A 24,518-nucleotide genomic window follows, 5' to 3' on the forward strand; every position below is an offset into this window, starting at 1 on the left:
TGTGCGAACTGTCGTCTCATGCGGTACACAGTGAGATTGCGTGGCCGACCGTGCTGGACGTGATAACGTTGTGAGGGCGATATACGAACTTCGACGTCTCTGCGACTCACCTCCTTCAGAACAACACCCAAATCAGGACTCCGCCAGGTTGGTTTTCAGGCAGCGACGATGTGAAGCGACGTCGATAGATTTCCTGGTCGCCTCGCACGACAGAGGAGAGGGGCTGACTGAACAAACACAGAGATATGGATGATCGCCAGTCTGCCAAACCGTATTCGACTGTGCCGTGCGTTCCAGTTGGCAGTGGATGGGTGACGAATGATAATCAGCCTGCAACTGGCTGAATCTGACAAAAGAACTGTACCCTGGTCTGGGTCGTAGAAGTTCGCTGATGTGCATCATTGTACCAGTATGTCCATAGATGAGTAAAGTGACAGTTTTTTCATAAAAAGGGTTATCTTAATAATGATTTGATTGAGAAATGCCAGGATAGGCGCCTGTAATTGTCGTATTGCTTAACATCTCCCGTTTCAGGCATCAGGACGCCCACATTCCCATCTCCCATGCGTAGGAGATGTCTCATGGGGGTAGATTTTTTGAAAGCCCCTGCGTGCCATCTCCTGTTTCAGGCATCAGGACACTCATACTCCCCCTTCTCCACTTGTGGGAGAAGGGGGGTGGGGGGATGAGGGGCAGAAGAAAAAGGACGTCAGGGCGCCACAAACGCTCCTGGCAAAAGTGAGCCGTCTCACGTCCCGCGCGCCGGATGGAGCGCCGCTCTCCTACCCCACGTTCATCCCTTGCATATGCAATGTGCCGCTTTTGTAAACCTTGACGCAACCTTTCAAATCTACTATAGTAAGCGCGAATTTGACAGATTTGAAAGAATTTGGTGCGTCCATGACTGCGATGTATGCCACATCGACGGCGATGCCGTTCTCGCATGATCATCCCCACATCGTGGTGGTTGGCGGCGGGATCAGCGGAATGAGCGCAGCGTATGAACTGGGTCGCGCAGTGCGCGACGGCGCTGCGCCAGTCGCCGTCACGCTGATCGAGCGCGAGGCGCGTTTAGGCGGCAAAGTGGTGACCGAACGGAACGGCCCCTTCATCATCGAGGGAGGTCCCGACTCCTTCATGGCGCAGAAGCCGTGGGCGGCTGAACTGGCGCGTGAAATCGGGTTGGGCGATGAGTTGATGGTCGCCTCGCCGATGCGCCGTACCACCTGGGTGTTGCACAACGGGTGTCCCCACCCCCTGCCCGAAGGCATGCTGCTCATTGTGCCGACGCGCATCGCTCCTTTCGCTTTCTCGCCACTGATTTCTCCGCTCGGTAAACTGCGCATGGCGCTCGACCTGTTCGTGCCAGCGCGTCGTGACGATGGCGATGAAACCCTCGCCGACTTCATCCGCCGACGCCTGGGGAATGAGGCGCTCGACCGTCTGGCGGAACCGATCCTCTCCGGCATCCACAGTGCAGAATGTGAGCGCCAGAGCATTATGGCGACCTTCCCGCGCTTCCGCGAGTTAGAGAAACGGCACGGCAGCCTGATCCGCGGCATGCTTGCCGCGCGTCGCTCAATGCCGCCGTCTTCAGCGCATCAGTCGCCCTTCATGACCCTTCGCGGCGGCATGGGTTCGCTGGTCGAGCGGCTGGAACAGCGCCTGACGGCGCGTGTCCTGACCAACCGCAAGGTCATGGCGCTGGCATATGATCCGACTGCTGCGCGTCCATATCGTCTGCGGCTGGACGATGGCGCCACGCTGGATGCCGACGCCGTCATCCTGGCGACCCCATCCTACACTGCTGCCGATCTGGTGGACGAAGCGTTCCCGGATCTGGCGAGCGCTCTGCGCGCCATCCGGTACGTTTCGACGGCGACGATCTCGATGGTCTACCGACGTAGTGAAGTTGGCACGCCGCTCGATGGGTATGGGTTGGTGATCCCGCGCAGCGAACAGACCTGGATCAACGCCTGCACCCTCTCATCGGTGAAGTTCCGCCACCGCGCCCCCGACGATTATCTGCTGCTGCGCTGCTTCGCTGGCGGATCGCGCCGCCCGGAACTGCTCGCGCGGGACGATGACGACCTGGTGCGCCTGGCGCAGTCCGATCTGCGCGCTATCCTGGGTATCACCGCCGCCCCTGTGCTGACGCGCGTCTATCGCTGGCACAATGGCAACCCGCAGTACGATGTCGGGCATCTCGATCGCATCGCCGCGCTCGAAGCGCGTTGTCCAGATGGATTGTTGCTTGCTGGCGCAGCGTACCGCGGCGTCGGCGTGCCCGACTGTATCAAACAGGGGCGGGACGCTGCGCGTCGGGCGCTGGCGCTGGTGACGTCTGTCCAACCGGCGAAAAGTTAAGGTTTCTCAACTTGCGTAATCATTGTGAAAATTGTAACATTATTGCGATGATGAGCACTGAATCAACCGACAACGAATGGCTTTCGCTCGCAGAAGCGAGCGCGCTCGTCGGTGTAGCGGCAGCGACGCTGCGCCGCTGGGGGGACGCCGGGAAAGTGCCGATGAAGCGCACCCTTGGCGGTCATCGCCGCTTCTCACGGACAGGGCTGCTGAAGACGATGGAAGAGGCGCAGTCGCGTGATCACACCCCGCCGCTGGCGCCGCTCTCGTTGCTGCGCTTCGACGCCCACGCCATGGCGCGCGCCGACTGGCACTCGCGCCTGATGACGCATTCCAATGCTGAACGGATGCGTGGTTTCGGGCAGCGTCTCCTGGGCTTGCTCATCCAGTACATCAACCGTCAGGAAGAGGACGAGCGGTTTCTCAACGAAGCGCGCGCGATTGGCGTCGGGTATGGACGTGAGACCCGCGAGGCAGGCGTCAGTATGCACGACACGGTGCAGGCATTCCTGTTCTTTCGCAACTCGTTTGCGTGTCTGGCGATGCCGGTGCCCGGCATTGCCCAACCGAATGACCTTGATCAGGCGGTCGCTCTCCATGCGCGGATTGACCGTTTTATGGATGCAGTGCTGCTGGGAGCGATCACCGGGTATGAGCAGCAGTAGATGAGGTGGTCAGGTATGCAGATAACCCTGATCGGTGTGCATCAGCGTAATACGCCGGTGACCGTGCGTGAGCGGCTGGCGTTCAACCTCTATGAGTTGCCCGACGCACTCCTGGCATTGCGCCGGTATGTCGATGAAGGGATCATCCTCTCGACATGCAATCGGGTCGAGGTGTGCGCAGTGACGCGCAATGGTGTGGCAGGCGATGAGGCGCTGAAAACGTTTCTCGTCGAACAGCGTGGCGTTGATCAGGCGCTGTTTGCCCCGTCGCTGTACGTCTATCACAACGAAGCGGTCGTGCGCCACCTCTATCGACTGGCAGCCGGTCTTGATTCGATGGTGCTGGGTGAGGATCAGATCGTCGGGCAGGTGAAGGAGGCGTTGGCAATTGCGCACGCTGCGGGCGCGATCGGTCCGGTGCTCCATCGGGTGCTTCACGGTGCGCTGGCGGCTGGCAAGCGTGCGCGCACGCACACCGGCATCGCGACCGGTCACGTGTCGGTGGTGTCGGTTGCGATCGATGCGATGCGCCAGTATCCCGATCTGCTCAAGCGGGGACGTGCGCTGGTGATCGGCGCCGGGCATATTGCCGAACTTTCGTTGAAACATCTGCTTGCCGGGGGATGCTCCGCCATTACCATCGTCAATCGGACTGAGGCGCGCGCCGACGCGCTGGCGCAGCGCTATGGCGTCGCCTGGCGTCCGTGGAGCGATCTGGAGGATGCGCTGGCGGCAAGCGACATCGTTGTCAGCTGCACCTCGGCGCCCGGCATCGTTCTGTCACAGCAGATGGTGGAACGCGCCGCAGCAGGGCGCTCGACGCCGCTGCTCCTCTTCGATCTGGCAGTCCCGCGGGATATCGATCAGGGAGTCGCAGAAATTCCCGGCGTCTATCTCCATGACGTTGATGCGCTTGAGCCGATCTGTCGCACGAATCGCGCGCTGCGCGCTGCGGAAGCTGAACGCGCTGAGACGATCATCGAGGGCGAGGTTGCGAAGTTTATGGAGTGGTGGGCGGTGCAACAGGCGGTTCCCACCATTCGCGCTTTGCGCAAGCGCGCCGAAGATATCCGCGACGCCGAGATCCGGCGGGCGCTGGCGCGCTGCCCGGAACTGTCGCCGCAGCAGCGCGAAACCGTCATTGCGCTGAGCACGGCGATTATCAATAAGTTGCTGCACGAGCCGATTGTGGCGCTGCGCGATCCGGAAGCCAGCGGCGAACTGCTGACCGCTGTGCGCCGGTTGTTCAATATCGATGATACCGCAGTCTATACGTCGGCTAACATGACATAAGCAATAGCCTGGAGAGGAAGCACAAACGTATGACCGATCAGGATCACCCAACCACGTCCGTAACTCCCTGGTTTGTTCAGTTTACCGCTTTCAAGGTCGATCCTGCCTGGCGTCGTCTGCCGCAGGGCGCGCGCGCCGATGGACGTGAAGCCTTTGCCGCCGTCGTCGATGAGTATTCCTCGTCGATAACGACCTGGGCATACAGTGGCATCGGCTTGAAGATCGGCGCCGATCTCCTCCTCTGGCGGCGCGGCATTGACCCAAAACCGATGCAGGAGATGACGGCGCGCCTGCTGACCAGCGGCATCGGCTGTTACAGCGAGATTTCCTACCAGCTCTTCGGCTATACCCGCCCCTCGGTGTACACCCGCCGTCCGACCAGTCAGGAACAGGCGATTGATCTGAATGATCGCCAGACCTATCTGATCGTCTATCCGTTCAGCAAAACGACGGACTGGTATCTGATGAGCCGCGATGCGCGTCAGGGAATGATGAATGAACATATGCGCGTCGGTCATGAGTATGCCGATATCCGGCAGGTGCTGCTCTACGCCACCGGTCTTGATGATCAGGAATTCGTGGTGGCTTACGAAACCGAAGACCTGCCGCGCTTCAGCCAGTTAGTCACCGACCTGCGCGCGACCGAAGCGCGCCGTTACACGCTGCGCGATACGCCGATCATCACCGCTATTCACCGACCCCTGCGCGAAGCGCTGGCGCTGATTGGATGAACCTATGACACATTCACGTTTTCTGGCGGCGTGTCGTCGTCAGCCTGTTGATGCCACGCCGGTCTGGTTTATGCGTCAGGCGGGGCGCTATATGCCGGAGTATCGCGCGATCCGCGAGCGTTACGGCTTTCTGGAGATGGTGAAAACGCCTGAACTGGCGGCGGAAATCACCATGCAACCGATCCGCGCCTTTTCGGTTGACGCTGCGATTATTTTCGCCGATATTCTGCCGCTGCTCGAAGGCATGGGGCTGCACCTGACGTATGAACAGGGAGAAGGTCCGGTCATCCACAACCCGGTGCGTTCGCCCGCCGATGTTGCGGCACTCCGCACTCCCGATCCGCGTGAGACGGTGGCGTACACGATCCAGGCGATCCGCCTGGTGAAACGTGACCTGGAAGGACGTGCACCGCTGATCGGTTTCAGCGGGGCGCCGTTCACGCTGGCAGCATATGCGATTGAAGGCGGTTCATCGCGTGATCACCGGCTTACCAAGGCGCTGATGTACGCCGAACCGCAGGCATGGCGCGAGTTGATGGAACGTCTGACGGCGCAGGTGAGCGCCTATCTGATTGCACAGATCGAGGCGGGCGCGGATGCGGTGCAGATCTTCGATAGTTGGGCGGGGGCGCTGGCGCCCGGCGACTATGCCGACTATGTTTTGCCGTTTGTGCAAAAGTGCATCATTGCAGTGCGCGCCGGTTGCGGCATCGTTCCCCCGCCGCCGATCATCTATTTCGGCGTTGGACTGTCGGGCATGCTGGGGTTGCTGCGTCAGACCGATGCTGACGTGATTGGTCTCGACTGGCGCATTCACCTCGATGATGGATGGGCGCAGGTTGGTCCCGGCGTCGCCGTTCAGGGCAACCTCGATCCGCATACGCTGCTGGCGCCGTGGACCGAAGTGCGCCGCCGCACCGCCGATATTCTCGACCGCGCCGCCGGTCGTCCGGGGCACATTTTCAACCTGGGTCACGGGATTGTGCCGGAGACGCCGGTCGATACGGTGCGTCGTCTGGCTGAGTTCGTTCATGAGTATTCAGCGGAATAACCTATGACACACACATCACCGCCTGTGGGCGTTTTTCTGCTGGCGTATGGCACGCCGGAGAGCCTCGACGATGTCGAGCCGTATTTCACCCACATCCGTGGAGGACGTAAGCCGTCACCCGAAGCGGTAGAGAATCTGCGCGAGCGCTACCGCCTGGTCGGCGGGCGTACGCCGTTGAAAGACCTGACCTTTGCGACTGCCGACAAATTGCAGGCGCGGCTGGATGCTGAAGCGCCGGGACGCTACCGCGTCTATGTCGGTATGAAGCACTGGCATCCGTTCATTGCCGAAACGATGCCGCACATCGCTGCTGATGGGGTGCGCGACGTGGTTGCGCTTGTGCTGGCGCCGCACTATTCCCGCATGAGCGTCGGCGGCTATCGCCGGTATGTCGATGAGGCGAATGCGACGCTCGAACAACCGCTCCAGATCACATTCATCGAACGCTGGCACGACCATCCGGGATTTCGCCGCCTGATTGCGGATCGGATTGTTGCAGCGCGCGCCGAACTGCCGCCCGACTTGCATGACCAGGCGCTGGTGCTCTTTAGCGCGCACAGTCTGCCAGAGCGCATTCTGTCATGGAACGACCCGTACCCCGATGAACTGCGCGAGAGCGCGGCAGGCATCGCCGGTTTGCTTGGTCTGACCGACTGGCGCCTCTGCTATCAGAGCGCCGGGATGACCGGCGAACCGTGGCTCGGTCCCGACATCCTCGATTATCTGGAAGAACTCCACAGCGAAGGGGTGCGTGCCGTCATCAGCGCACCGTTCGGGTTCGTTGCCGACCATCTCGAAGTGTTGTGGGACATCGACCGTGAAGCGCAGGATAAGGCGGCGGAGTTGGGGATGGAACTCCGGCGCATACGTATGCCGAACGCCGATGATGAATTCGTGGACGTGCTGGTGTCGCTGGTTCGTGATGCACTCCGGCAGCGCGTATGAAACAGACTCTGATTATCGGCACGCGCGCCAGTAAACTTGCACTGGTGCAGACGTATATGGTCCGCGACGCCTTGCAGTCGGCGCATCCCGGATTGACGGTCGCTGTCGAGCATATTACAACACGCGGCGACATCATTCTTGATCGTCCACTCAATGCGATTGGCGACAAGGGGTTGTTCGTCGTCGAGATCGAGGAAGCGATGCGTGCCGGCAGAATCGATCTGGCAGTTCACAGCGCCAAAGATCTGCCATCGGTGTTGCCGCCCGATATGACGCTTGCGGCATGCCCGCGACGCGCCGATCCGCGCGATGCGCTGGTGGCGCAACCGGGTATGACGCTGGCTGCCCTCCCTTCCGGCGCGCGTGTCGGAACCAGCAGCCTGCGGCGCGCCTGTCAGTTGCGCGCCCTGCGACCCGATCTCACGCTGGTCGATCTGCGCGGGAATGTTGATACACGGTTGCGAAAGTTGCGTGAAGGGCAGTACGATGCGATTGTGCTTGCCGCAGCCGGCTTGAAGCGCCTTGGTCTCGACGGTGCGATCTCCGAGTTGATCGAACCGGACGTGCTGATTCCGGCGGTGGGGCAGGGGGTGATCGGCGTCGAGGCGCGCGCCGACGATGAGGAGGTGCTCCGCCTCCTTGCACCGCTGGACGATCAGGCGGCGCGCATCGCCATTACCGCCGAACGCGCATTTCTGGCGCGCATTGGCGGCGGCTGTCAGGTGCCGGTCGGAGCGCTGGCGCATCTCGAAGGCGATGAATTGCTGCTGCGCGGGATGATCGGCGCGCGCGACGGGCGGATGGTGCGCGGGATGCAGCGTGGCTCAGCGTCCGATCCGGTTGGTCTGGGTTGTGCGCTGGCGGACGAGTTGCTCGACCAGGGCGGGCGGGCATTGCTTGCAGGATAACGAAGGACTATGAAAGCCGTTGGTCGATTGCAGGGCAAACGGATTGCGGTCACCCGCGCCGCCGAACGCGCCGAAGGTCTGGCGTCGGCGTTGCGCGCGGAAGGCGCGGAGGTGTCGATCTGCCCAACCATTGCCTATGCTCCGCCAGAAGATCCAGCGCCGCTCGAAGCAGCGTTGCGACGGCTTGATCGGTACGACTGGATTGTTTTCACCAGCGCGGCTGCGGTTGATGCGCTCGCAGAACAGGGGGCGCTGCCCCCGCCTGCGCACGTGCGCGTGGCAGCGGTCGGCAAAGCAACCGCTGCATCAATCGAAGCGCGTGGCGGGCGGGTCGATCTGATCCCCGCCGAACAGAATGCGGAGGGGTTGCTGGCGGCGCTGCACGATGTCGCTGGCAAACGTTTTCTCCTGCCTGTTGCCGACATTGCGCGCGACGCACTGGCTGCCGGTCTTCGCGCGCGTGGGGCTGTGGCGGATATGGTCATCGCCTATCGAACGGTTCCTGGTCCAGGGGCGCGTGAGTTGATCACGCTGCTCTGCGGGCGTGCGCTCGATGCAATTCTGTTCAGCAGCCCATCGACGCTGCGCTACCTGCTCGATGGCATGGAACAGTTCGGCATCGACCGTTCGGTTGCGCGGGCGCTGCTGACTGGCGTGGCGCTGATCGCTATCGGACCGACAACGGCGCGGGCGTTGCGGGATGAAGGGTTACCGGTTGCAGCGCAGGCGCCAACGCCAGATACCGGAGGCGTGCTTCAGGCGTTGTATGATGGGCTGGCAGAAAAAGGTTAAAGGTCGAAGGAGGATCGTATGCTGATCCAGCGTCCGCGGCGATTGCGCCGCACACCGGCGCTGCGTCGCATGGTGCGCGAAACGACGCTCAGCGTCGACCATTTGATTGCGCCGCTCTTCATTGCCGCCGGCAGCGGCATTGTGCGCCCGATCCGCTCGATGCCGGGTCATGCCCAGTTGTCTGTCGATCAACTCGATCTCGAAATCAACGAGATTGCCGAACTCCAGATACCGGCGGTGCTGCTCTTCGGCATTCCAGCGCACAAAGATCCGATCGGTAGCAGCGGATGGGATCCAGAAGGACCGGTGCCGCAGGCGATCCGCGCGATCAAACAACGCGCCCCGCAACTGACCGTGATTGCAGATGTATGCGTCTGTGAATACACCAGCCACGGTCACTGCGGCATTCTGGCAGAAACGCCCGGCAGCGGCGATGTGCTCAACGATCCCACGCTCGACATCCTGGCGCGCTGTGCGGTTGCGTATGCCGACGCTGGCGCCGACATCGTTGCTCCCAGCGCGATGATGGATGGGCAGGTCGCTGCCATTCGCTCCGCCCTCGATGCTGCCGGTCATACCCAGGTGGCGATCCTTTCGTATGCCGCCAAATTCGCCTCCGCCTTTTACGGTCCCTTCCGCGAAGCGGCCGAGTCCACTCCGGCATTCGGCGACCGGCGCGCCTACCAGATGGACCCGGCAAACGGGCGTGAGGCGTTGCGCGAAGTGGATCTCGATGTTGCCGAAGGCGCCGACATGATCATGGTCAAACCGGCTGGCGCCTATCTCGACATCATCAGCGCCGTGCGCCAGCGCTACCACCTGCCGCTGGCAGCGTACCAGGTGAGCGGCGAGTATGCCATGATCAAAGCGGCAGCGCAACTCGGCTGGCTCGACGAGCGTCGCGCTGCACTCGAAAGCCTGATCGCCATTCGACGGGCTGGCGCGGATATGATTATCACCTACTTCGCCAAAGACGCCGCGCGCTGGATTGCTACAGAGTGAGGCGAGAGGGTTGCAGGTTGCAGGTTGCAGGTTGCAGGTTGCAGGTTGCAGGTTGCAGGTTGAACCCACCGTTCGATCATTTTTCTGTTGAACGGTCGGAAAGCATTGCGCGTTGCGGGTTACAGGTGGAAAGGTGGAAAGGGCGCCTATGGGAAGGCAAGCGATCTAACCCCTAACGCCTGACTCCAGGTTCGCGGTTCTCAGTTCCTGGTTCTTAGAGCCTATCCGAAAAACTGTAACCTTTTCACCTGTGGCGTGATCGCCGTGCGCGCCGCCGGGTTATTCGGATAGGCTCTAAGACGTGGAAGTCCGACGGGCTGGTCTACGGGCGAGCGGGATGCGCTCCCTCACGCCCGCGCAGGCGGGCTTCCCGCCTGCCAGCCGCGACTTCAGTCGCCAGGCGGCGAGCGGAAACACCCTGTCGCACCAGGTTCGTCGTTCCGACACTCGCAACCGTCATGCGACCCGGTGTGCTCAGAGCCTATCCGCAAAACTGTAACCTTTTCACCTGTGACGTGATTGCCGTGCGTGCCGCCGGGTTATTCGGATAGGCTCTAAGACGTGGAAGTCCGACGGGCTGGTCTACGGGCGAGCGGGATGCGCTCCCTCACGCCCGCGCAGGCGGGCTTCCCGCCTGCCAGCCGCGACTTCAGTCGCCAGGCGGCGAGCGGAACCACCCTGTCGCACCAGGTTCGTCGTTCCGACACTCGCAACCGTCATGCGACCCGGTGTGCTCAGAGCCTATCCGAAAAACTGTAACCTTTTCGCCTGTGGCGTGATTGCCGTGCGTGCCGCCGGGTTATTCGGATAGGCTCTAAGACGTGGAAGTCCGACGGGCTGGTCTACGGGCGAGCGGGATGCGCTCCCTCACGCCCGCGCAGGCGGGCTTCCCGCCTGCCAGCCGCGACTTCAGTCGCCAGGCGGCGAGCGGAAACACCCTGTCGCACCAGGTTCGTCGTTCCGACACTCGCAACCGTCATGCGACCCGGTGTGCTCAGAGCCTATCTGAAAAACTGTAACCTTTTCGCCTGTGGCGTGATCGCCGTGCGTGCCGCTGGGTTATTCGGATAGGCTCTTAGTTCTCAGTTCTCAGTTCTCGGTTCTCAGTTCCTGGTTCTCGGTTCTCGGTTCTCGGTTCTCGGTTCTCGCAACCCCTATGATTGCCTGGTCACAACTATGAAGACAACCCGTTCAGAATCACTATTTGCCGAAGCGCAGTCGCTCTTTCCCGGCGGCGTCAACAGCCCGGTGCGCGCCTTTCGCGCGGTCGGCGGAACACCCAGATTCATCGCGCGTGGCGAAGGCGCCCTGATCTTCGATGTCGATGGCAACCGCTACATTGATTACGTTCTCTCGTGGGGACCGCTGATCGCAGGGCATACCCACCCCGATGTGGTTGCCGCAATTGCGGAACAGGCAGCACGTGGTACGTCATTCGGCGCACCGACCGAACTGGAGAGCGAACTGGCGCGTCTGATCATCCAGGCGATGCCAGCGGTCGAAATGGTGCGTTTCGTATCGTCGGGCACGGAGGCGGCGATGAGCGCGCTGCGCCTGGCGCGCGCCGCAACCCGCCGCGACAAAGTCATCAAGTTCGCCGGGTGCTACCACGGGCACTTCGATGGATTTCTCGTACAGGCGGGATCGGGCGTGGCAACGCTGGGTCTGCCCGACAGTCCTGGGGTCACAGCGGCGACGGCTGCCGGCACATTGACGGCGCCCTACAACGATCTGGATGCGGTTGAAGCATTGTTGAAGGCGAACCCTGGCGAGGTAGCCGCGATTGCGGTCGAGCCGGTTGCAGGAAATATGGGACTGGTGCTGCCGCAACCTGGCTTTCTTGCTGGCCTGCGCCGCCTGGCTGATGAACACGGTGCGTTACTGATCTTCGATGAAGTGATGACCGGCTTCCGTGTGGCGTATGGCGGCGCTCAGGGACGGTATGGCATCACTCCTGATCTGACCTGTCTGGGAAAGGTGATTGGCGGCGGTTTGCCCGCTGCTGCGTATGGCGGAAGGCGTGAGTTGATGGAACTGATCGCGCCTGCCGGTCCTGTCTACCAGGCTGGCACCCTCTCCGGCAATCCACTGGCGATGGCGGCAGGTATTGCCACACTGCGCATCATCGGAGCGCCCGGCGTCTTTGAGCGTCTGGAACAGGCGACAGCCGCCTTGTGCGCCGGTTTCGAGCGCGCGGCTGCAGACGCCGACATTCCGCTGCGCGCAGCGTATGCTGGCAGTATGTGGGGCTTCTTCTTTACCGGCGATCCGGTGGTCGATTACGCTTCGGCGAAGAAAGCCGATACCCGCAGATATGCACGATTCTTCCACGCCATGCTCGAACGCGGCGTCTACCTTGCCCCGGCGCAGTTCGAGGCGGCGTTCGTATCGCTCGCCCACAGCGACGCGCTCATTCAGGAGACAATTGCCGCCGCTGCCGATGCCTTGCGCTCGCTCTGATATCAAATCTTGATCGATGAGGGGCAGGTTGTTTGGGAGGCCCTTGAGCTCCTTCACTCGTTTTGGGCATCAGGACGCCCAAACGCCCCCTTCTCCCCTTGTGGGAGAAGGGGGGTTGGGGGAATCTCACAGGGGTGGATGTTTTGGCAAGCCCCTGCGTGCCATCTCCCGTTTCAGCCATCAGGACGCCCAAACGCCCCCTTCTCCCCGTGTGGGTTGAAAGGGGGGGGATTTAGGGCGATTTCAGGCATTGGGACGGGTCATCGATATGCATGGTTACGCTGTCACCTATTTTGGGCAAGGGCTCCGGGCGCAACCACAAGCGGACCCAACAACGCCCTTGCGCCAGCAACCAGCGCAGGCGCCGACCTGCCCCCCGCCGGAGCAGGCTGATCACCCGCTGCGCCGTGCCGCTCCAGCGACGGCGCAGCGGTGCGCCCGTCGTCGGCGGCGCCCGCCGCAAGCGACCGGGCGGAACCCCCTGCGGTTCTGCATCGTCGATCCGCGTGCCGACGGCCACCGTCCACCGCGTGACCGTCGCCACCACCAGATACTGCCAGGCCACCGCATCCGGGTCCGTCACCTGACCGCGTTGCCAGTCCCAGCCCATCGACGTACTTTGGCGGAAGCCCGCCTCGTCCCAACTGCGCAGGGCATACCACGCGGCATCCACCCGCGCGGCTGAACGCTCGACGAGCGGCGCCCACGGTTCCGCATGGCCGGCGCCCCACGCCACCGCCAGCGTGCCCGCAATCCGCTTGGGTGCGTGCGTGAAGGCGACCCCCGCGCCCACCCATCCATGCCCCGGTCCGGGCGCCAGACGCAGCACCGACTGGCGCACCTGACCGGTCGGCGCGAAGGTCGACGTGGGACGCACCCGCATGATGGGATGGACCTGCTGCGACCGGATGGCGTGCCACAGCCGGGGGCTCCACAACCCCTGATCCGCCAGCGTGAGGACCTCCTGGTCGAGCGGCAGCGCGCTGCGGGCCCAGCGCAGCATCCGCTCCCAGGGCGGTTCCCACGCGCCCGGTTGGTTCGCCGGGACGATCACCCAGGCGACCGGCAGGGCAGCGCCCCGATAGAGGACGCTCATGCGCAGCAGAACGACGTCAGCGCGCCGATGGGAGGCATCCAGCCCGAGCACGAGCGGTCCGCCGGTCCAGTGCGCGCGAATCCAGCGGAGCAGGTCGGCGCCGCACGCCAGCGGACTGACCACCGGTGGCGCACCCGCCGCAGGTGGGTCGGCGGTGTTTATGAGATGGGCCGGGGCGGCGATCCAGGCGTCCCAGGCGTCCGCCAGGGTGGCGGCACGGGCGATCCCGGCAGTGGCGAGCGCTGGCGCCAGCGCGGGACGATTGGCGCTCCCCGCCAAGAGGGCGCCCAAGACCCAGCGGGCCAGGGCGCGGCGCCAGTGACGCGACAAGCGCGGGAAGAGGGTCTGGATCTGCTGCTGCAGCAACCGTTCCGTGGGCGTGCGGGCCATTCCATCCTCCGTGTCTCGCGATCCTTCCATGATCATGATACCGACGGATCGGCCCGTGCGTTCGGTGGAACGGAAACGGTTGACAATCTGCCTGCGAATCCCCCCCCTTTCAACCCCGTGTGGGAGAAGGGGGTTGGGGGGATGAGGGGCAAAGGCGCACGGGAATGCAGAAAACCGCCCATCTCTCCCAAGAACTCTACCCTTGAGAGCTCGCCCTTCCTCCCTTGAAGTTTACTCCCCTTCATAGTATGATAATGCATAAGCGTACCATGCACCTCATATGTTCTTGCGCTATTCCTCAAAGAAGCAGTACGCATCACCTCAATAACAGCCAGGAGAAAGAGAGAACAGGAATGAACCGCTATCGGGTCTCTGGAGTGCTGCTGGTGCTGGCACTCTGGTTCACGTCTGCTTCATTCGTTCCCCTCCACGCGCGTGTCACACGGTCGCCGTCGTCCGCCGATATGGGTCTGACCACGCTCGTGTTGATGCCGGCAACAACGGGTGATGCTGCGGACAGTCCGGTTGGGTTGTCACCGGTTGCCCAGAGCGGTTGGGGAAACTGGGAAGCGGTTCCCGGCGCGGTGCTGGCGACATCAGCGCCAAGTGTGACGACCTGGAGCCGCGATCGGCTGGAAGTCTTTGTTCGCGGCGATGGCGGTGCACTGCTGTGGCAGACATTCGCCGGAGGGAAATGGTCGGGATGGCGCAACATCGGCGGTGGGCTGGCATCGGCGCCTGCCTGCGCTGCCTGGGAGCAGAATCGGATGAGTTGCTTCGCTCTTCGGCAGGGGAGCAGCGCCGTCTGGCACATCTGGTGGAACGGTGAACGCTGGAGCGAATGGCAGAACCTGGGAGGCATCGCCACCTCAGCGCCAGCGGCGGTCTCGTGGGGAGCGCAGCGGGTGGCGGTGTTCGTGCGCGGCAGCGATAACAAGATGTACCAGGCATACTACGACGGTCAGCGCTGGATCAGCTGGATCAACCACGAAGGCATACTCACCTCGGTGCCCGCCTGCACCTCGCCGGGCGACAATCAGGTGCAATGTTTCGTGCGCGGCAGCAACAATCGGCTCTACCGTCGCGTGTGGAACGGTATCCAGTGGACCATTTGGGAAGACATGGGGGTGAATGCAACCTCCGCGCCAACTGTCGCATCGTGGGGACCGAACCGGATCAGTCTGTTTGCACGGGGCGACAACGGCAACCTGCTGCACCGCTACTGGGACGGCAGTCGCTGGATTGGATGGGAAGACCTGGGCGGCAATATCGCATCGTCGCCTGCCTGCGTCTCGTGGGGCGCCAACAGCCTCGACTGTTTTGCCCGCGGCGTCGATCCGGTCTTCAACACCGATCAGGGATTGATCCGGCGTTCGTGGCGCGGATGAGAAGCATCGTTCATGTGCGCGCATTACTGTATCTTGCGTTGTTTTCATTGATTCTGCGCTCCTGGCGTGGATGAGCAACATCGCTCCGGCGCAGGGCGTCCATCAGTCCAATCGCCAGGAGTGCAGGAATGAGTTTTCAGAATTCAATATGGTCTGGCCTGCGCAGGCGGGCTTCGCATTCCATAGCCGAGGACGTATGGTCTTGGAATAAATAATCCGGTCTAGCCCGCGCAGGCGGGCTTTGCCTTGCATAGCCGAGGGCTTCAGCCCCACGGCTATACGGGATACCGGATTTATAGCAGTTCTCAAATACGTTGACCCTCGTCCGGGTCTGCCGCGTTGCACGAGGCGCCCACTTCCAGCGACGGGTGTGGGGGCACGGCATGCCGTGCCCCCCACGGCGCCGCCTCGAGGTGGCACGTGAAGCGCTCGTTTCCAGCGACGGGTGCAGCCCCGTCTGACAGACCTTGCAAGACCTGCGCGCGCTCTCCGCGCCTCCGCGCCTCCGCGTGAGCCGGTCTGATGCACACAGAGACGCGAAGCACGCGAAGGGATGGCGTACACGGCGTCTGCTTTCGATAGTGGGTGCAACCCTGCCCAACAAGACCAATCTTTGTGAGAACTGCTATAATTCTCAACGTAACTGCTCAGGCATGCGGTTGAAACCGCGCCTGAGCGGACGCTTCGCGCCGGGCGACCGCCTCTGCGATCGCCGTGGCAGCGTCCACGCAGGTGGACGCCCGGCGAAAAGCCTTCCAGAGGCGATTTCAATCGCTGAACGCCAAGGCAGCCTGAGTAGTTGCTTCTCAATCTCCATAATCTAGGAATAATGGTCGATGTATCTGAGAAATGCTGTAATTCTCAATCTCCATCAGCCCGCACGTGCGGAGTCACGCCTGACGACGGACGATGTCGAATGTCTTCTCTTACCGACCGACATGCATGTCGGTCGCCGTGCGGGGAGCGCGATGGTGACTGCGGTCGTCCGAGGAGGTTCAACCTCTACGAGAACTGCTATATACTCCTGAGCTTCGTGACTGCGCAGGGCGGGCGCTGTTCATATAGTGTGCCGGGCGAAGTCTGGGACGGATCATTTCGGTAGTTTCGCAGATGACCGGGAAAACCTGCTGTTCGAGAAGCGGTCAGGGGCACGGTTTGCTCTCCGAATTCGTTATGCGCTACAATATGGCGGGAAACATCGCCATGTTCTGAACAAGACAGATCGCAAGGCGGCTAGCGTGACAGAATCGCAGGGTATTCATATCGGAAAAGTTATTCGTCATGCTGTTGTATTCAATACGCAGCGCTGGCCGGAAGTGCGGTTCAGGATGGATGATCTGCTCGATGTGGTGAATGATTTGTTTGATTTACTGCAAAATCGCAGGATCAGTTATGCACTGGTCGAGGGTATTGCTCTCTTGAGATATGTTCAGGGTCGGAATACTGAGAGCGTGATCAAAAACTAACATCTCGGATAGAGCCGATTCAGGAGCATTGCAATAGAACCGAGATAAAGAAAGGCTTCGCTTGATTCTGGGTTGCGGTTGTTGCGGCGAATAATTATTCGCCGCAACAACCGATTGCGTCCCGCCCACGCAATCGAGCGTTCCACCACCCATCGCTTCGGAATGACCGCAAATCCCGTTTGTCCAGGCGGTTTTTCAATAACATTCAGGCGTATCGCCGTGTTCTGTTGCAGCCATTCATCTAACCCTTTTTTGTATCCCTCATCCACGCGAATCTCGCGCATCCGGGGAAATGAGTGATGATGCGCGGCGAGAAGCCACTCGGCGCCTTCAGTATCCGAAATATCGGCGGGATGGACCAACACGCGCAACAAGAACCCATTTGTATCAACCCAGAATTGCCGTTTGCGCCCGTTGACCTTTTTTTCCCCCATCGTCGCCGCGTTCTCCGCCTGCTTCGGTCGTTTTGACGGATTGGGAGTCCAGGACGCTGATGGACGGCTCCGGATCGCGATTCAACGCCTGTCGCGCCAGTTTCCGCAGCGTATCATTGATTTTGATGAATGTTCCATCACGATTCCATTTGTCGAAATAGTACCGAACGGAACTCATTGGCGGAACATCTTTCGGAAGCATGCGCCATTGGCAGCCCGTACGATTTTTGGAGAGCAGCGCGTTGACGATCGCGCGGCGATCAATTTCGGTCGGACGCCCGCCGTTGGGCGACGGCGCGGTGACGAGTGGCGCGATAGCGGCCCACTGTTCATCGGTCAGATCGGTCGCATCCTTGGTTGGATAGGATCGAAGCGCACGTCGTGGCATACGAAATTGCTCCTCATCAGAACGGCATGGTCGCCATCATGATACCACAAATCCGGTTTTCTGATCGCCCTCTAACCATCACGGGAATGCACACTTCCACAGTTCGTAGCGACAGCACAAACTTTCCTCCCGCTGGCGCCAGCGCCAGCGGGAGGAATCGGGTTTTGCTTGCCGCATTCATTCAAAGGTGCACCGTGAAGATGGCGCAGCACATTGAACCTGTGCGCACACCCTGCCTACCAGCGACCGCGCCCGCTGCTGCGGCGCTGATCCTGGAAGCAGTCGGAGCAGTAGACCGGCTTATCGCCACGCGGCACGAACGGCACAAGCGCCTCACGACCACACGACGCGCAGGTTGTGCTGTGCATCTGGCGCTCGCCGCCGTAACCGCCGCGACCCGCGCCATAACTATCGTTCCGTCCATACCCGTTGCGGTCGCTGTAGCCGCGCCCGCCTCCCGACGTCTTCCGCTGCTGTCGACACGACGGGCAGCGCGTCGGCTCGTTGGTGAACCCTTTCTGGGCGTAAAACTCCTGTTCGCCTGAAGTGAAAACGAAATCCACGCCACAATCCCGACAGGTGAGTGTCTTGTCTGCAAAGCTCATCGCTTGCCAGCTCCTTTTGATGAATGATACCGTACCGTGTCCTTGGTTTGGGGAATGATGAGCCTGAAGACAGCACGCCTGCGAGGATCAGAGGGTGCAGAAGCAGCTCGCTACGACCAAACCTTGTAAAGACAGGAGGAAGTATAGCATACCTTGCCCATTTCCGCCAGATTGCATCCAATGCCGCTTGACAATCTCGCCCAATGTCGTATACTATCTCAACAAACAAGTCAATAAGCGCAACTCTTATCCAGAGAGGCGGAGGGACCGGCCCGATGAAGCCTCGGCAACCTCCGGTGCAGGGTAAGACGTTCAGGTGCTGAGACTGGCGTCAGTGACGATGCCTCCTCACTCCAGGCAACCTGAGCATCTTGTTCACACTGGAAGGTGCCAATTCCGGCAGAGTATATCTGGAAGATGAGAGGCGTGCGCTGCGGGAGTAGATGCCCACCCTGCGGTATCCCCCAAAGCTCACACAGACAGCCCTCATCGTACAGATGAGGGCAATTTTGTTGCCCTCACGCTGCACGAGAGATTGCTTACCAGATGGCAGCGCATCCACCAGACAGGTTGCGCTGCCCTGGCTCTGCTGTTCCTTTGAAACCGTGCACTGGGCTGGTACGCACAATTGCAACACAAGGAGACGATCACCACCATGACAGACGAAATCCGTTTCACCGGCTTCGAGACCCTGGCGCTCCACGCGGGGCAGCAACCCGACCCGACCACCGGCGCACGCGCCGTTCCGATCTATCAGACGACATCGTATCAGTTCAAGGATACCGATCACGCTGCGCGGTTGTTTGGGTTGCAGGAGTTCGGCAATATCTATACCCGGATTATGAACCCGACGACCGATGTGCTTGAACAGCGCATCGCCGCACTCGAAGGCGGCGTCGGCGCTCTGGCGCTGGCATCGGGGCAGGCGGCGGAAACGCTGGGCATCCTGAATGTAGCAGGCGCCGGTGATAATATCGTCTCATCGAGCGACCTGTACGGCGGCACCTACAATCTGTTCCGCCATACGTTCCCGAAACTCGGCATTACGACTCGCTTCGTCGATGCCCGCGATCACGAAGGGTTTCGCCGGGCAATCGATGATCGCACGAAACTGGTCTTCCTCGAACTGGTCGGCAACCCGCGTCTGGATATTGTCGATCTGCAAACCATCGCCAATATCGCCCACGAACACGGCGTGGCGGTGATGGTCGACTCGACCACTGCAACCCCATATCTGTGCCGCCCGTTCGAGTGGGGCGCCGATATTGTCGTCCACTCTGCGACCAAATACCTCGGCGGGCACGGGACCAGCATCGCCGGTCTGCTGGTCGATAGCGGGAAGTTCGACTGGACCAATGGGCGCTACCCTGAGTTTACGACCCCCGATCCTTCCTATCACGGTCTGGTGTATACACAGGCGTTCGGCAACCTGGCATACATCTTGAAGGTGCGGGTGCAGTTGCTGCGCGATATTGGCGCATGCCTCAGCCCGTTCAACTCCTTCCTGCTGCTCCAGGGCATCGAGACACTGGGATTGCGGATGGAGCGTCACAGTCAGAATGCGCTGGCAGTGGCCCAGTTCCTCAAAGAGCACAGCAAGGTGGAATGGGTGCTGTACCCCGGACTTCCGGAGCATCCGAGTTATGCGCTGGCGCAGAAGTATATGCCCAGGGGACAGAGCGGTATTGTCGGGTTCGGGATCAAAGGCGGGCGCGCAGCCGGTGCAAAGTTCATCAACAGCCTGCGCCTGTTCTCGCACCTGGCGAATATCGGCGATGCCAGGAGTCTTGCGATTCATCCAGCCAGCACGACCCACAGCCAGTTGACGCCCGATGAGCAGCGGCTCACCGGCGTCACCGACGATTTTGTGCGTCTGTCGGTCGGGATTGAGACCATCGACGATATTATCGCCGACCTGGATCAGGCGCTGGCAAAAGTGTAAGGACGGGATTGAACGTGCGCAGAGGGTTGCAGAGGGTTTGCGCTGCACCCTCCGCAGCGCCTGGTGCATTCGCAGATGCACAGACGAGACGGTTCCAGGGAACAGGCAGCACCGGGTCGCCTCTGACAGGCGCCCATCAGGATTGAACAAACCAGGACACGTGTGTACCGAACCAGGAAGGCATCCTATGATTGCATATGCGACAGAGCGCGCACCACTCGGTGTCGGTCTCGTCCAGACACGTTACGCCACCTGGCTCGAGCCGCTGCCGCTCGATAGCGGCGCTTTGCTGGCGCCGGTAACGCTGGCGTATGAGACGTATGGCGAACTCAGCCCGGCGCGTGACAACGCCATTCTGATCCTGCACGCCCTCTCCGGCGATGCACACGTTGCCGGTCGTCACAGTCTGACCGATCCCAAGCCAGGATGGTGGGATGCGATGGTGGGACCCGGTCGTCCTTTCGATACTGACCGCTACTTTATTATCTGTTCCAACGTCATCGGCGGGTGTAAGGGGAGCACCGGTCCTTCCAGCATCGATCCGACGACCGGCAAGCCGTATGGTTTGCGGTTCCCGGTCATTACGATCAGCGATATGGTGCGCGCGCAAACACGGTTGATCGACCACCTGGGGATTGATCAGTTGCTCGCCGTCGCTGGCGGCTCGATGGGCGGCTTTCAGGCGCTCGAATGGGCCACGGCGTACCCGGAACGGGTGCGCGGCGCTCTTTTGCTGGCGACAACGGCGCGCTCATCGGCGCAGACGGTGGCATGGAATGCGATCGGACGGCGCGCAATCATGGCAGACCCGCGCTGGCGCGGCGGCGACTACTACGGTCACGAGCCGCCGGTTGACGGGCTGGCGACTGCGCGTATGATCGGGCATATCACCTATCTGAGCGAACCAGCCCTGGAGCGCAAGTTCGGGCGCGCGTTCCAGCGCGGCGGTCCTTCGTACACAATGGCGCAGGAATTTGCAATCGAGAGTTACCTCGAGCACCAGGGTGCAAGTTTCAACGCGCGTTTTGACGCGAATTCGTACCTCTACATTACGAAAGCCATGGATTACTGGGATTTGCCGGCGCGCTACGGTTCGCTGGACGCAGCGTTCGCCCAAACCCAGGCGCACTTCCTCGTCATTTCCTACAGCAGCGACTGGCTCTACCCGACGGCAGAGTCGCTGGCCATCGCCGATGCGCTGTGCCGGAATCAGAAACCGGTCGAGCACATCGAGATCGACTCAATCGCCGGTCACGACGCATTCCTGGTCGATATCGACCAGCAGGCGCCGATCATTGCAGGGTTTTTGGAACGGCTGGAACGGATCCGCTGAACATCGGCGGAATGTTCAGCGTTTTGCACGCACTATCAGGCGCACCTCTGATCTGCTACAATCGGCGTGGCAGACAGGGTTGCGCCTTTTGCTATAATTGTGCAGCATCCGATTGTGAAGATTATCCGTATGACTACTCAGAAAACAGTGCAACACTGCGGGGCAGTGCGATGAGTCAGGTCAGGATGCCAGCCGCTGATTCGTCTGCACTGGACGACGAGGTGTTGATCACCCGCGTTGCGAGTCGCGATAGCAGTGCACTTGAGCAATTGTACGACCGGTATGCGCGCATCGTGTACGCGACAGCGCTCCGCATGCTTGGTAACGCTGAACTTGCGGAAGATATCGTTCAGGAAACGTTCTGGCGAGTCTGGCGGCGCAGTACGTCGTTTGCCATCGGACGCGGACAGGTGGCAGGGTGGATCTTCGGCATCGCTCATAATCTGTGCATCGATGAACTGCGCCGGCAACGCTCCCGTCCGACAACAGCTCAGAATGAGCATGAAGAACAGGCGATGCTCGATCAACCGGATGCACAGAGTGATGTCGTCAGCGCTGCCATTGAACGCGAACGCCGACGGATCATTCTGCAAGCGCTGGCGCAGATCCCGCCTGAACAGCGTGAAGTGCTGGAACTGGCATACTTTCGTGGACTTTCTCAAAGCGAGATCGCCCAGCGGCTGAACAGTCCAATCGGTACGGTCAAAACACGCACAAGGCTTGCGCTGCAGAAGATGCGCGATCTGTTACACAACCAGAAGATAGGGGCAGACGACCTGCACGATTGATGAGCGCGCCAATGACATTGTCGAACTGCGATGAGATCCTGGAACTCGTTCCTGCGTTTGTGCTGGGCGCGCTCGATGCGGACGAAGCCGCACGAGTGGCAGCACATATCACCAACTGCCCCCGCTGTCGCGCCGAAGCGGAGTCGTTCCGCGATGTCGTCGGGTTGTTGCCCTATGCGTCCGGGGCGCTCACCCCCCCGCCGCGAGTCAAACGTCAACTTTTTGCGCGTATTGCCGCCGCACATGATGATGCTTCCACCGAAACCGCACCAGCGTCGCGCCCAATGGCGATGCCCCGTTCTACCCGTCCAGGTCGCTGGGTTTTGCCAGCATTCGCAGCGATGCTGGCGCTGATTATCGGTCTGGGAACAGCGGCATTCGAGGCGCGCGGACGCGCTGACCGGCTTGCAGTGCAACTCGCATCCAATCAGCAGATGCTGCGTTCGATGGAGCTGCAGATAGCCGAGGTGCGCCAGACTGCGACGATAGTAGAGGCGCAACTGCGTGCCAGTGTGCGAGAACTTGATGAGACCCGCCTTCAACTCGCAAAGAGCCAGCAGGAAATCCAGGCGTTGAGAACATCAGAGCGACAGGATGAACAACTCGTTTCGTTCATTGCTGCGCCGCAGACCGTCTCGCGGCCGCTGGGAACGACTGAGCGCGCTCCTGATGATGCAAGCGCGCGCATGTTCATGCAACCGGGGCATAATCGCCTGGTGCTGATGATTTATGGGCTGAAATCCGCCGAACCGGGGAAACTTTATCGGTTGTGGCTGGCGAAAGGAAATCAGCCAATCGCTATCGGCGTCGTTACGGTTGGACCTGATGGGGTCGCCGAATTTGTGGTCGATGCGCCGGAACCGATGGACGCCTATGACCAGGTGATGATTACGCTGGACGAAGTCGATACTGCTGCTCAACCCAGCGAAGAAGTCATCTTCGAGGCGAATCTGTAGCCCCTCGTTGCGGAAATGTTGTCCTGACACGAAACCCTGCTCTCTCTGCGTTACCTCTACCCAATGCATCGGTGATAACGAAGAGCAGAACGATTGAACCACGTGCATTGTTTGCTGCATCCTGTCGCCCTTTTTTCCCTTGCCCTCCGCCTTCTCTCCCGCTCTCAAGGGTAGAATTCTTGGGAGCGATCGCCAGTTCTTTGCGTTCCGGCGCGCTTTTGCCCCTCATCCCCCTGCCCCCTTCTCTCATAAGGGGAGAAGGGGGAGTCTGAGCATCCTGAAGCCTGAAACGAGAGAAGGAACGCAGGGGCTTCCCCAAAAAATCCACCCCGTGTTCTACCAATATCACTCCGGCTTTGCGAGAATCGCAGCGTAGAACTGCAATCCGACGCCTTCCTGATCGGCTTCAGTGATGTAGTCGGAGGGAAGCCCCAGGAACTCGTGGAGCGGCATTAATCCTGTTGGGGGGATCTGCCACGGTCGGCTGAACGCGATGCACTCCTCAAGCGAATAGAGCCAGAAGGGCGATCCCGCCTGACGGAACATGTCGATGAACTGTTCCATGCGCGGGGTCATCAGCCCTGGCATTTTGGTTTCGTAGGTGATGTAGAGCCGGGAACCGGGCGCTGCCCACTCGTAGAGATCGTGGAAGAGCCGTGAAATCTCCTCGGGGGAGAGAAAGACGGTAATGCCATTCAGCCCGAATGCCACCCGCCGCTCACCACCCAGGAAGTTCTGCACCTCCGGCGACTCAAGCAGCGAACGCGCCTCGCGCACATCATGCCTCACGTAGAGTACATTCGGAAGGTGTCCAACCAGTTGCTGCGCCATGTCGTATGTTTCGGGATCCAGGTCCGAGTAGACCACACGGGCGTCTGGAAGCACGTGATGGATATGATCGTCGGTCGGGAGTCCGGAGGCGAAGTCGATGAAGTGGGTGAATCCTTCCACCCAAAGACGACGGGCGGCGTGCTGGAGGAAATTGCGCAGCATACGCACCCACTTTGGTGTGGAAGGTACAAGCGAGAACATGTATTCCGCCGCCGCCCTGTCAACCGGCAGATAGTACGAACCGCCCAGGGTATAACTGTAGATGCGGGCGGCGTTTGGCGTTTCCGAGGGAAGAAGTTCGACTGCGCCGGACGGTGCCATACTGAGAGTCCTCCTTCGTCAGACTGGTGTGCGAAACACGCACTATCGACAACGAGACGCCGTGTCACCGTTCCGTTCGTACCAGATGCACTGCACGCAGGCGGAAACCTGCAACGCTGCTCCAACCAGGAAACAGGCGCCACCAGGACTTCGATACTCTGAATACGGTGATTGAGGCGGTCCAGTGGATTATACACGATCACGCCGCAGGCGAGCAATTCGTTGCTTAAGATCGGAGATGATGTCCTGGATTGCGGACATGTCCTGTGGACTTACGAATGGGGTTAATTCGGCGAGTATTTCCGACATGTTGGGGGCGTGGTAGAACATAAGCGTGGCAACGTCGTTCTCGTACAATCCAACCCG

22 protein-coding genes, 1 pseudogene and 1 riboswitch are annotated in these 24,518 nt (G+C 60.8%); of the genes and pseudogenes, 16 read left to right on the top strand and 7 right to left on the bottom strand.

Features of this window, described 5'->3' with window-relative positions; all coding sequences use genetic code 11:
• The first annotated feature begins 900 nt into the window (after nucleotides 1-900).
• Genes hemG through hemB form a run of 9 tightly spaced genes read left to right on the top strand, consistent with a single transcriptional unit; the run spans nucleotide 901 to nucleotide 9,754 of the window.
• The gene (gene hemG / locus ROSERS_RS09030; RefSeq protein ID WP_011956481.1) at nucleotides 901-2,367 is read left to right on the top strand and encodes a protoporphyrinogen oxidase; all 1,467 of its coding nucleotides are present in this window, start codon (nucleotides 901-903) and stop codon (nucleotides 2,365-2,367) included.
• A 47-nt stretch (nucleotides 2,368-2,414) separates the two neighbouring features.
• Complete coding sequence (locus tag ROSERS_RS09035) at nucleotides 2,415-3,032, top strand: MerR family transcriptional regulator (protein ID WP_011956482.1); 618 nt, start codon at nucleotides 2,415-2,417, stop codon at nucleotides 3,030-3,032.
• A gap of 15 nt (nucleotides 3,033-3,047) precedes the next feature.
• Nucleotides 3,048-4,325: a glutamyl-tRNA reductase gene (gene hemA / locus ROSERS_RS09040; protein WP_011956483.1), complete on the top strand. Its 1,278-nt coding sequence runs from the start codon at nucleotides 3,048-3,050 to the stop codon at nucleotides 4,323-4,325.
• A gap of 29 nt (nucleotides 4,326-4,354) precedes the next feature.
• Entirely contained in the window at nucleotides 4,355-5,056 is a 702-nt protein-coding gene (locus ROSERS_RS09045; RefSeq protein WP_011956484.1) for a chlorite dismutase family protein, read from the top strand.
• A 4-nt stretch (nucleotides 5,057-5,060) separates the two neighbouring features.
• On the top strand, nucleotides 5,061-6,107 hold the full coding sequence (gene hemE, locus ROSERS_RS09050) for a uroporphyrinogen decarboxylase (protein ID WP_011956485.1): 1,047 nt from the start codon (nucleotides 5,061-5,063) through the stop codon (nucleotides 6,105-6,107).
• A 3-nt stretch (nucleotides 6,108-6,110) separates the two neighbouring features.
• On the top strand, nucleotides 6,111-7,052 hold the full coding sequence (hemH, locus tag ROSERS_RS09055; protein ID WP_011956486.1) for a ferrochelatase: 942 nt from the start codon (nucleotides 6,111-6,113) through the stop codon (nucleotides 7,050-7,052).
• On the top strand, nucleotides 7,049-7,960 hold the full coding sequence (hemC, locus tag ROSERS_RS09060) for a hydroxymethylbilane synthase (protein WP_011956487.1): 912 nt from the start codon (nucleotides 7,049-7,051) through the stop codon (nucleotides 7,958-7,960). Before hemH ends, hemC begins: the two co-directional genes overlap by 4 nt.
• Nucleotides 7,961-7,969: 9 nt before the next feature.
• Complete coding sequence (locus ROSERS_RS09065; RefSeq protein WP_011956488.1) at nucleotides 7,970-8,752, top strand: uroporphyrinogen-III synthase; 783 nt, start codon at nucleotides 7,970-7,972, stop codon at nucleotides 8,750-8,752.
• Nucleotides 8,753-8,770: 18 nt separating this feature from the next.
• The gene (gene hemB / locus ROSERS_RS09070; protein ID WP_011956489.1) at nucleotides 8,771-9,754 is read left to right on the top strand and encodes a porphobilinogen synthase; all 984 of its coding nucleotides are present in this window, start codon (nucleotides 8,771-8,773) and stop codon (nucleotides 9,752-9,754) included.
• 322 nt (nucleotides 9,755-10,076) lie between these two features.
• Here the strand turns inward: hemB and ROSERS_RS25960 are convergent, their stop codons facing one another.
• The 3 genes from ROSERS_RS25960 to ROSERS_RS25970 form a co-directional block, all read right to left on the bottom strand.
• Nucleotides 10,077-10,214, bottom strand: a complete 138-nt coding sequence (locus ROSERS_RS25960; protein WP_157041017.1) for a hypothetical protein — start codon at nucleotides 10,212-10,214, stop codon at nucleotides 10,077-10,079.
• A gap of 122 nt (nucleotides 10,215-10,336) precedes the next feature.
• On the bottom strand, nucleotides 10,337-10,474 hold the full coding sequence (locus ROSERS_RS25965; protein ID WP_157041018.1) for a hypothetical protein: 138 nt from the start codon (nucleotides 10,472-10,474) through the stop codon (nucleotides 10,337-10,339).
• A 122-nt stretch (nucleotides 10,475-10,596) separates the two neighbouring features.
• Nucleotides 10,597-10,734 carry a hypothetical protein gene (locus ROSERS_RS25970; RefSeq protein ID WP_157041017.1) on the bottom strand — a complete coding sequence of 46 codons (138 nt, stop codon included), beginning with the start codon at nucleotides 10,732-10,734 and terminating at the stop codon, nucleotides 10,597-10,599.
• 196 nt (nucleotides 10,735-10,930) lie between these two features.
• Here ROSERS_RS25970 and hemL point away from each other — a divergent pair, with 196 nt between their 5' ends.
• Nucleotides 10,931-12,214, top strand: coding sequence for a glutamate-1-semialdehyde 2,1-aminomutase (gene hemL, locus ROSERS_RS09075; protein ID WP_011956490.1), 1,284 nt, complete (start codon nucleotides 10,931-10,933; stop codon nucleotides 12,212-12,214).
• A gap of 232 nt (nucleotides 12,215-12,446) precedes the next feature.
• Here hemL and ROSERS_RS09080 read toward each other — a convergent pair whose 3' ends face one another.
• Nucleotides 12,447-13,730, bottom strand: coding sequence for a transposase (locus tag ROSERS_RS09080; RefSeq protein WP_232282798.1), 1,284 nt, complete (start codon nucleotides 13,728-13,730; stop codon nucleotides 12,447-12,449).
• Between the two features lie 323 nt (nucleotides 13,731-14,053).
• On the opposite strand from ROSERS_RS09080, the gene ROSERS_RS09085 reads away from it, so the two are divergent.
• Entirely contained in the window at nucleotides 14,054-15,088 is a 1,035-nt protein-coding gene (locus tag ROSERS_RS09085) for a DUF346 domain-containing protein (RefSeq protein ID WP_083763281.1), read from the top strand.
• A 1,238-nt stretch (nucleotides 15,089-16,326) separates the two neighbouring features.
• Nucleotides 16,327-16,554, top strand: a complete 228-nt coding sequence (locus ROSERS_RS09090; protein WP_041333379.1) for a hypothetical protein — start codon at nucleotides 16,327-16,329, stop codon at nucleotides 16,552-16,554.
• Here ROSERS_RS09090 and ROSERS_RS27350 read toward each other — a convergent pair.
• Together ROSERS_RS27350 and ROSERS_RS09100 are read right to left on the bottom strand one after the other, a co-directional pair.
• Nucleotides 16,551-17,376 (bottom strand): annotated as a pseudogene (locus ROSERS_RS27350) (IS5 family transposase). The gene ROSERS_RS09090 and the pseudogene ROSERS_RS27350 overlap by 4 nt on opposite strands.
• Nucleotides 17,377-17,612: 236 nt before the next feature.
• A complete protein-coding gene (locus ROSERS_RS09100) occupies nucleotides 17,613-17,981 on the bottom strand; it encodes a zinc-ribbon domain containing protein (RefSeq protein ID WP_011956494.1) in 369 nt (122 codons plus the stop codon).
• 243 nt (nucleotides 17,982-18,224) lie between these two features.
• Nucleotides 18,225-18,405: riboswitch (SAM riboswitch) on the top strand.
• A gap of 231 nt (nucleotides 18,406-18,636) precedes the next feature.
• On the opposite strand from ROSERS_RS09100, the gene ROSERS_RS09105 reads away from it, so the two are divergent.
• The 4 genes from ROSERS_RS09105 (at nucleotide 18,637) to ROSERS_RS09120 (ending at nucleotide 23,000) form a co-directional block, all read left to right on the top strand.
• A complete protein-coding gene (locus ROSERS_RS09105) occupies nucleotides 18,637-19,923 on the top strand; it encodes a homocysteine synthase (RefSeq protein WP_011956495.1) in 1,287 nt (428 codons plus the stop codon).
• Between the two features lie 187 nt (nucleotides 19,924-20,110).
• Nucleotides 20,111-21,256 carry a homoserine O-acetyltransferase MetX gene (metX, locus tag ROSERS_RS09110; RefSeq protein ID WP_011956496.1) on the top strand — a complete coding sequence of 382 codons (1,146 nt, stop codon included), beginning with the start codon at nucleotides 20,111-20,113 and terminating at the stop codon, nucleotides 21,254-21,256.
• Nucleotides 21,257-21,441: 185 nt separating this feature from the next.
• Nucleotides 21,442-22,044 carry an RNA polymerase sigma factor gene (locus ROSERS_RS09115; protein WP_232282799.1) on the top strand — a complete coding sequence of 201 codons (603 nt, stop codon included), beginning with the start codon at nucleotides 21,442-21,444 and terminating at the stop codon, nucleotides 22,042-22,044.
• Nucleotides 22,045-22,055: 11 nt separating this feature from the next.
• On the top strand, nucleotides 22,056-23,000 hold the full coding sequence (locus ROSERS_RS09120) for an anti-sigma factor (RefSeq protein ID WP_157041020.1): 945 nt from the start codon (nucleotides 22,056-22,058) through the stop codon (nucleotides 22,998-23,000).
• 345 nt (nucleotides 23,001-23,345) lie between these two features.
• Here ROSERS_RS09120 and ROSERS_RS09125 read toward each other — a convergent pair whose 3' ends face one another.
• Nucleotides 23,346-24,152: an SAM-dependent methyltransferase gene (locus ROSERS_RS09125; RefSeq protein WP_011956499.1), complete on the bottom strand. Its 807-nt coding sequence runs from the start codon at nucleotides 24,150-24,152 to the stop codon at nucleotides 23,346-23,348.
• Nucleotides 24,153-24,518 lie beyond the last annotated feature (366 nt).

The sequence above is a fragment of the Roseiflexus sp. RS-1 genome (assembly GCF_000016665.1).
GTDB lineage: Bacteria > Chloroflexota > Chloroflexia > Chloroflexales > Roseiflexaceae > Roseiflexus.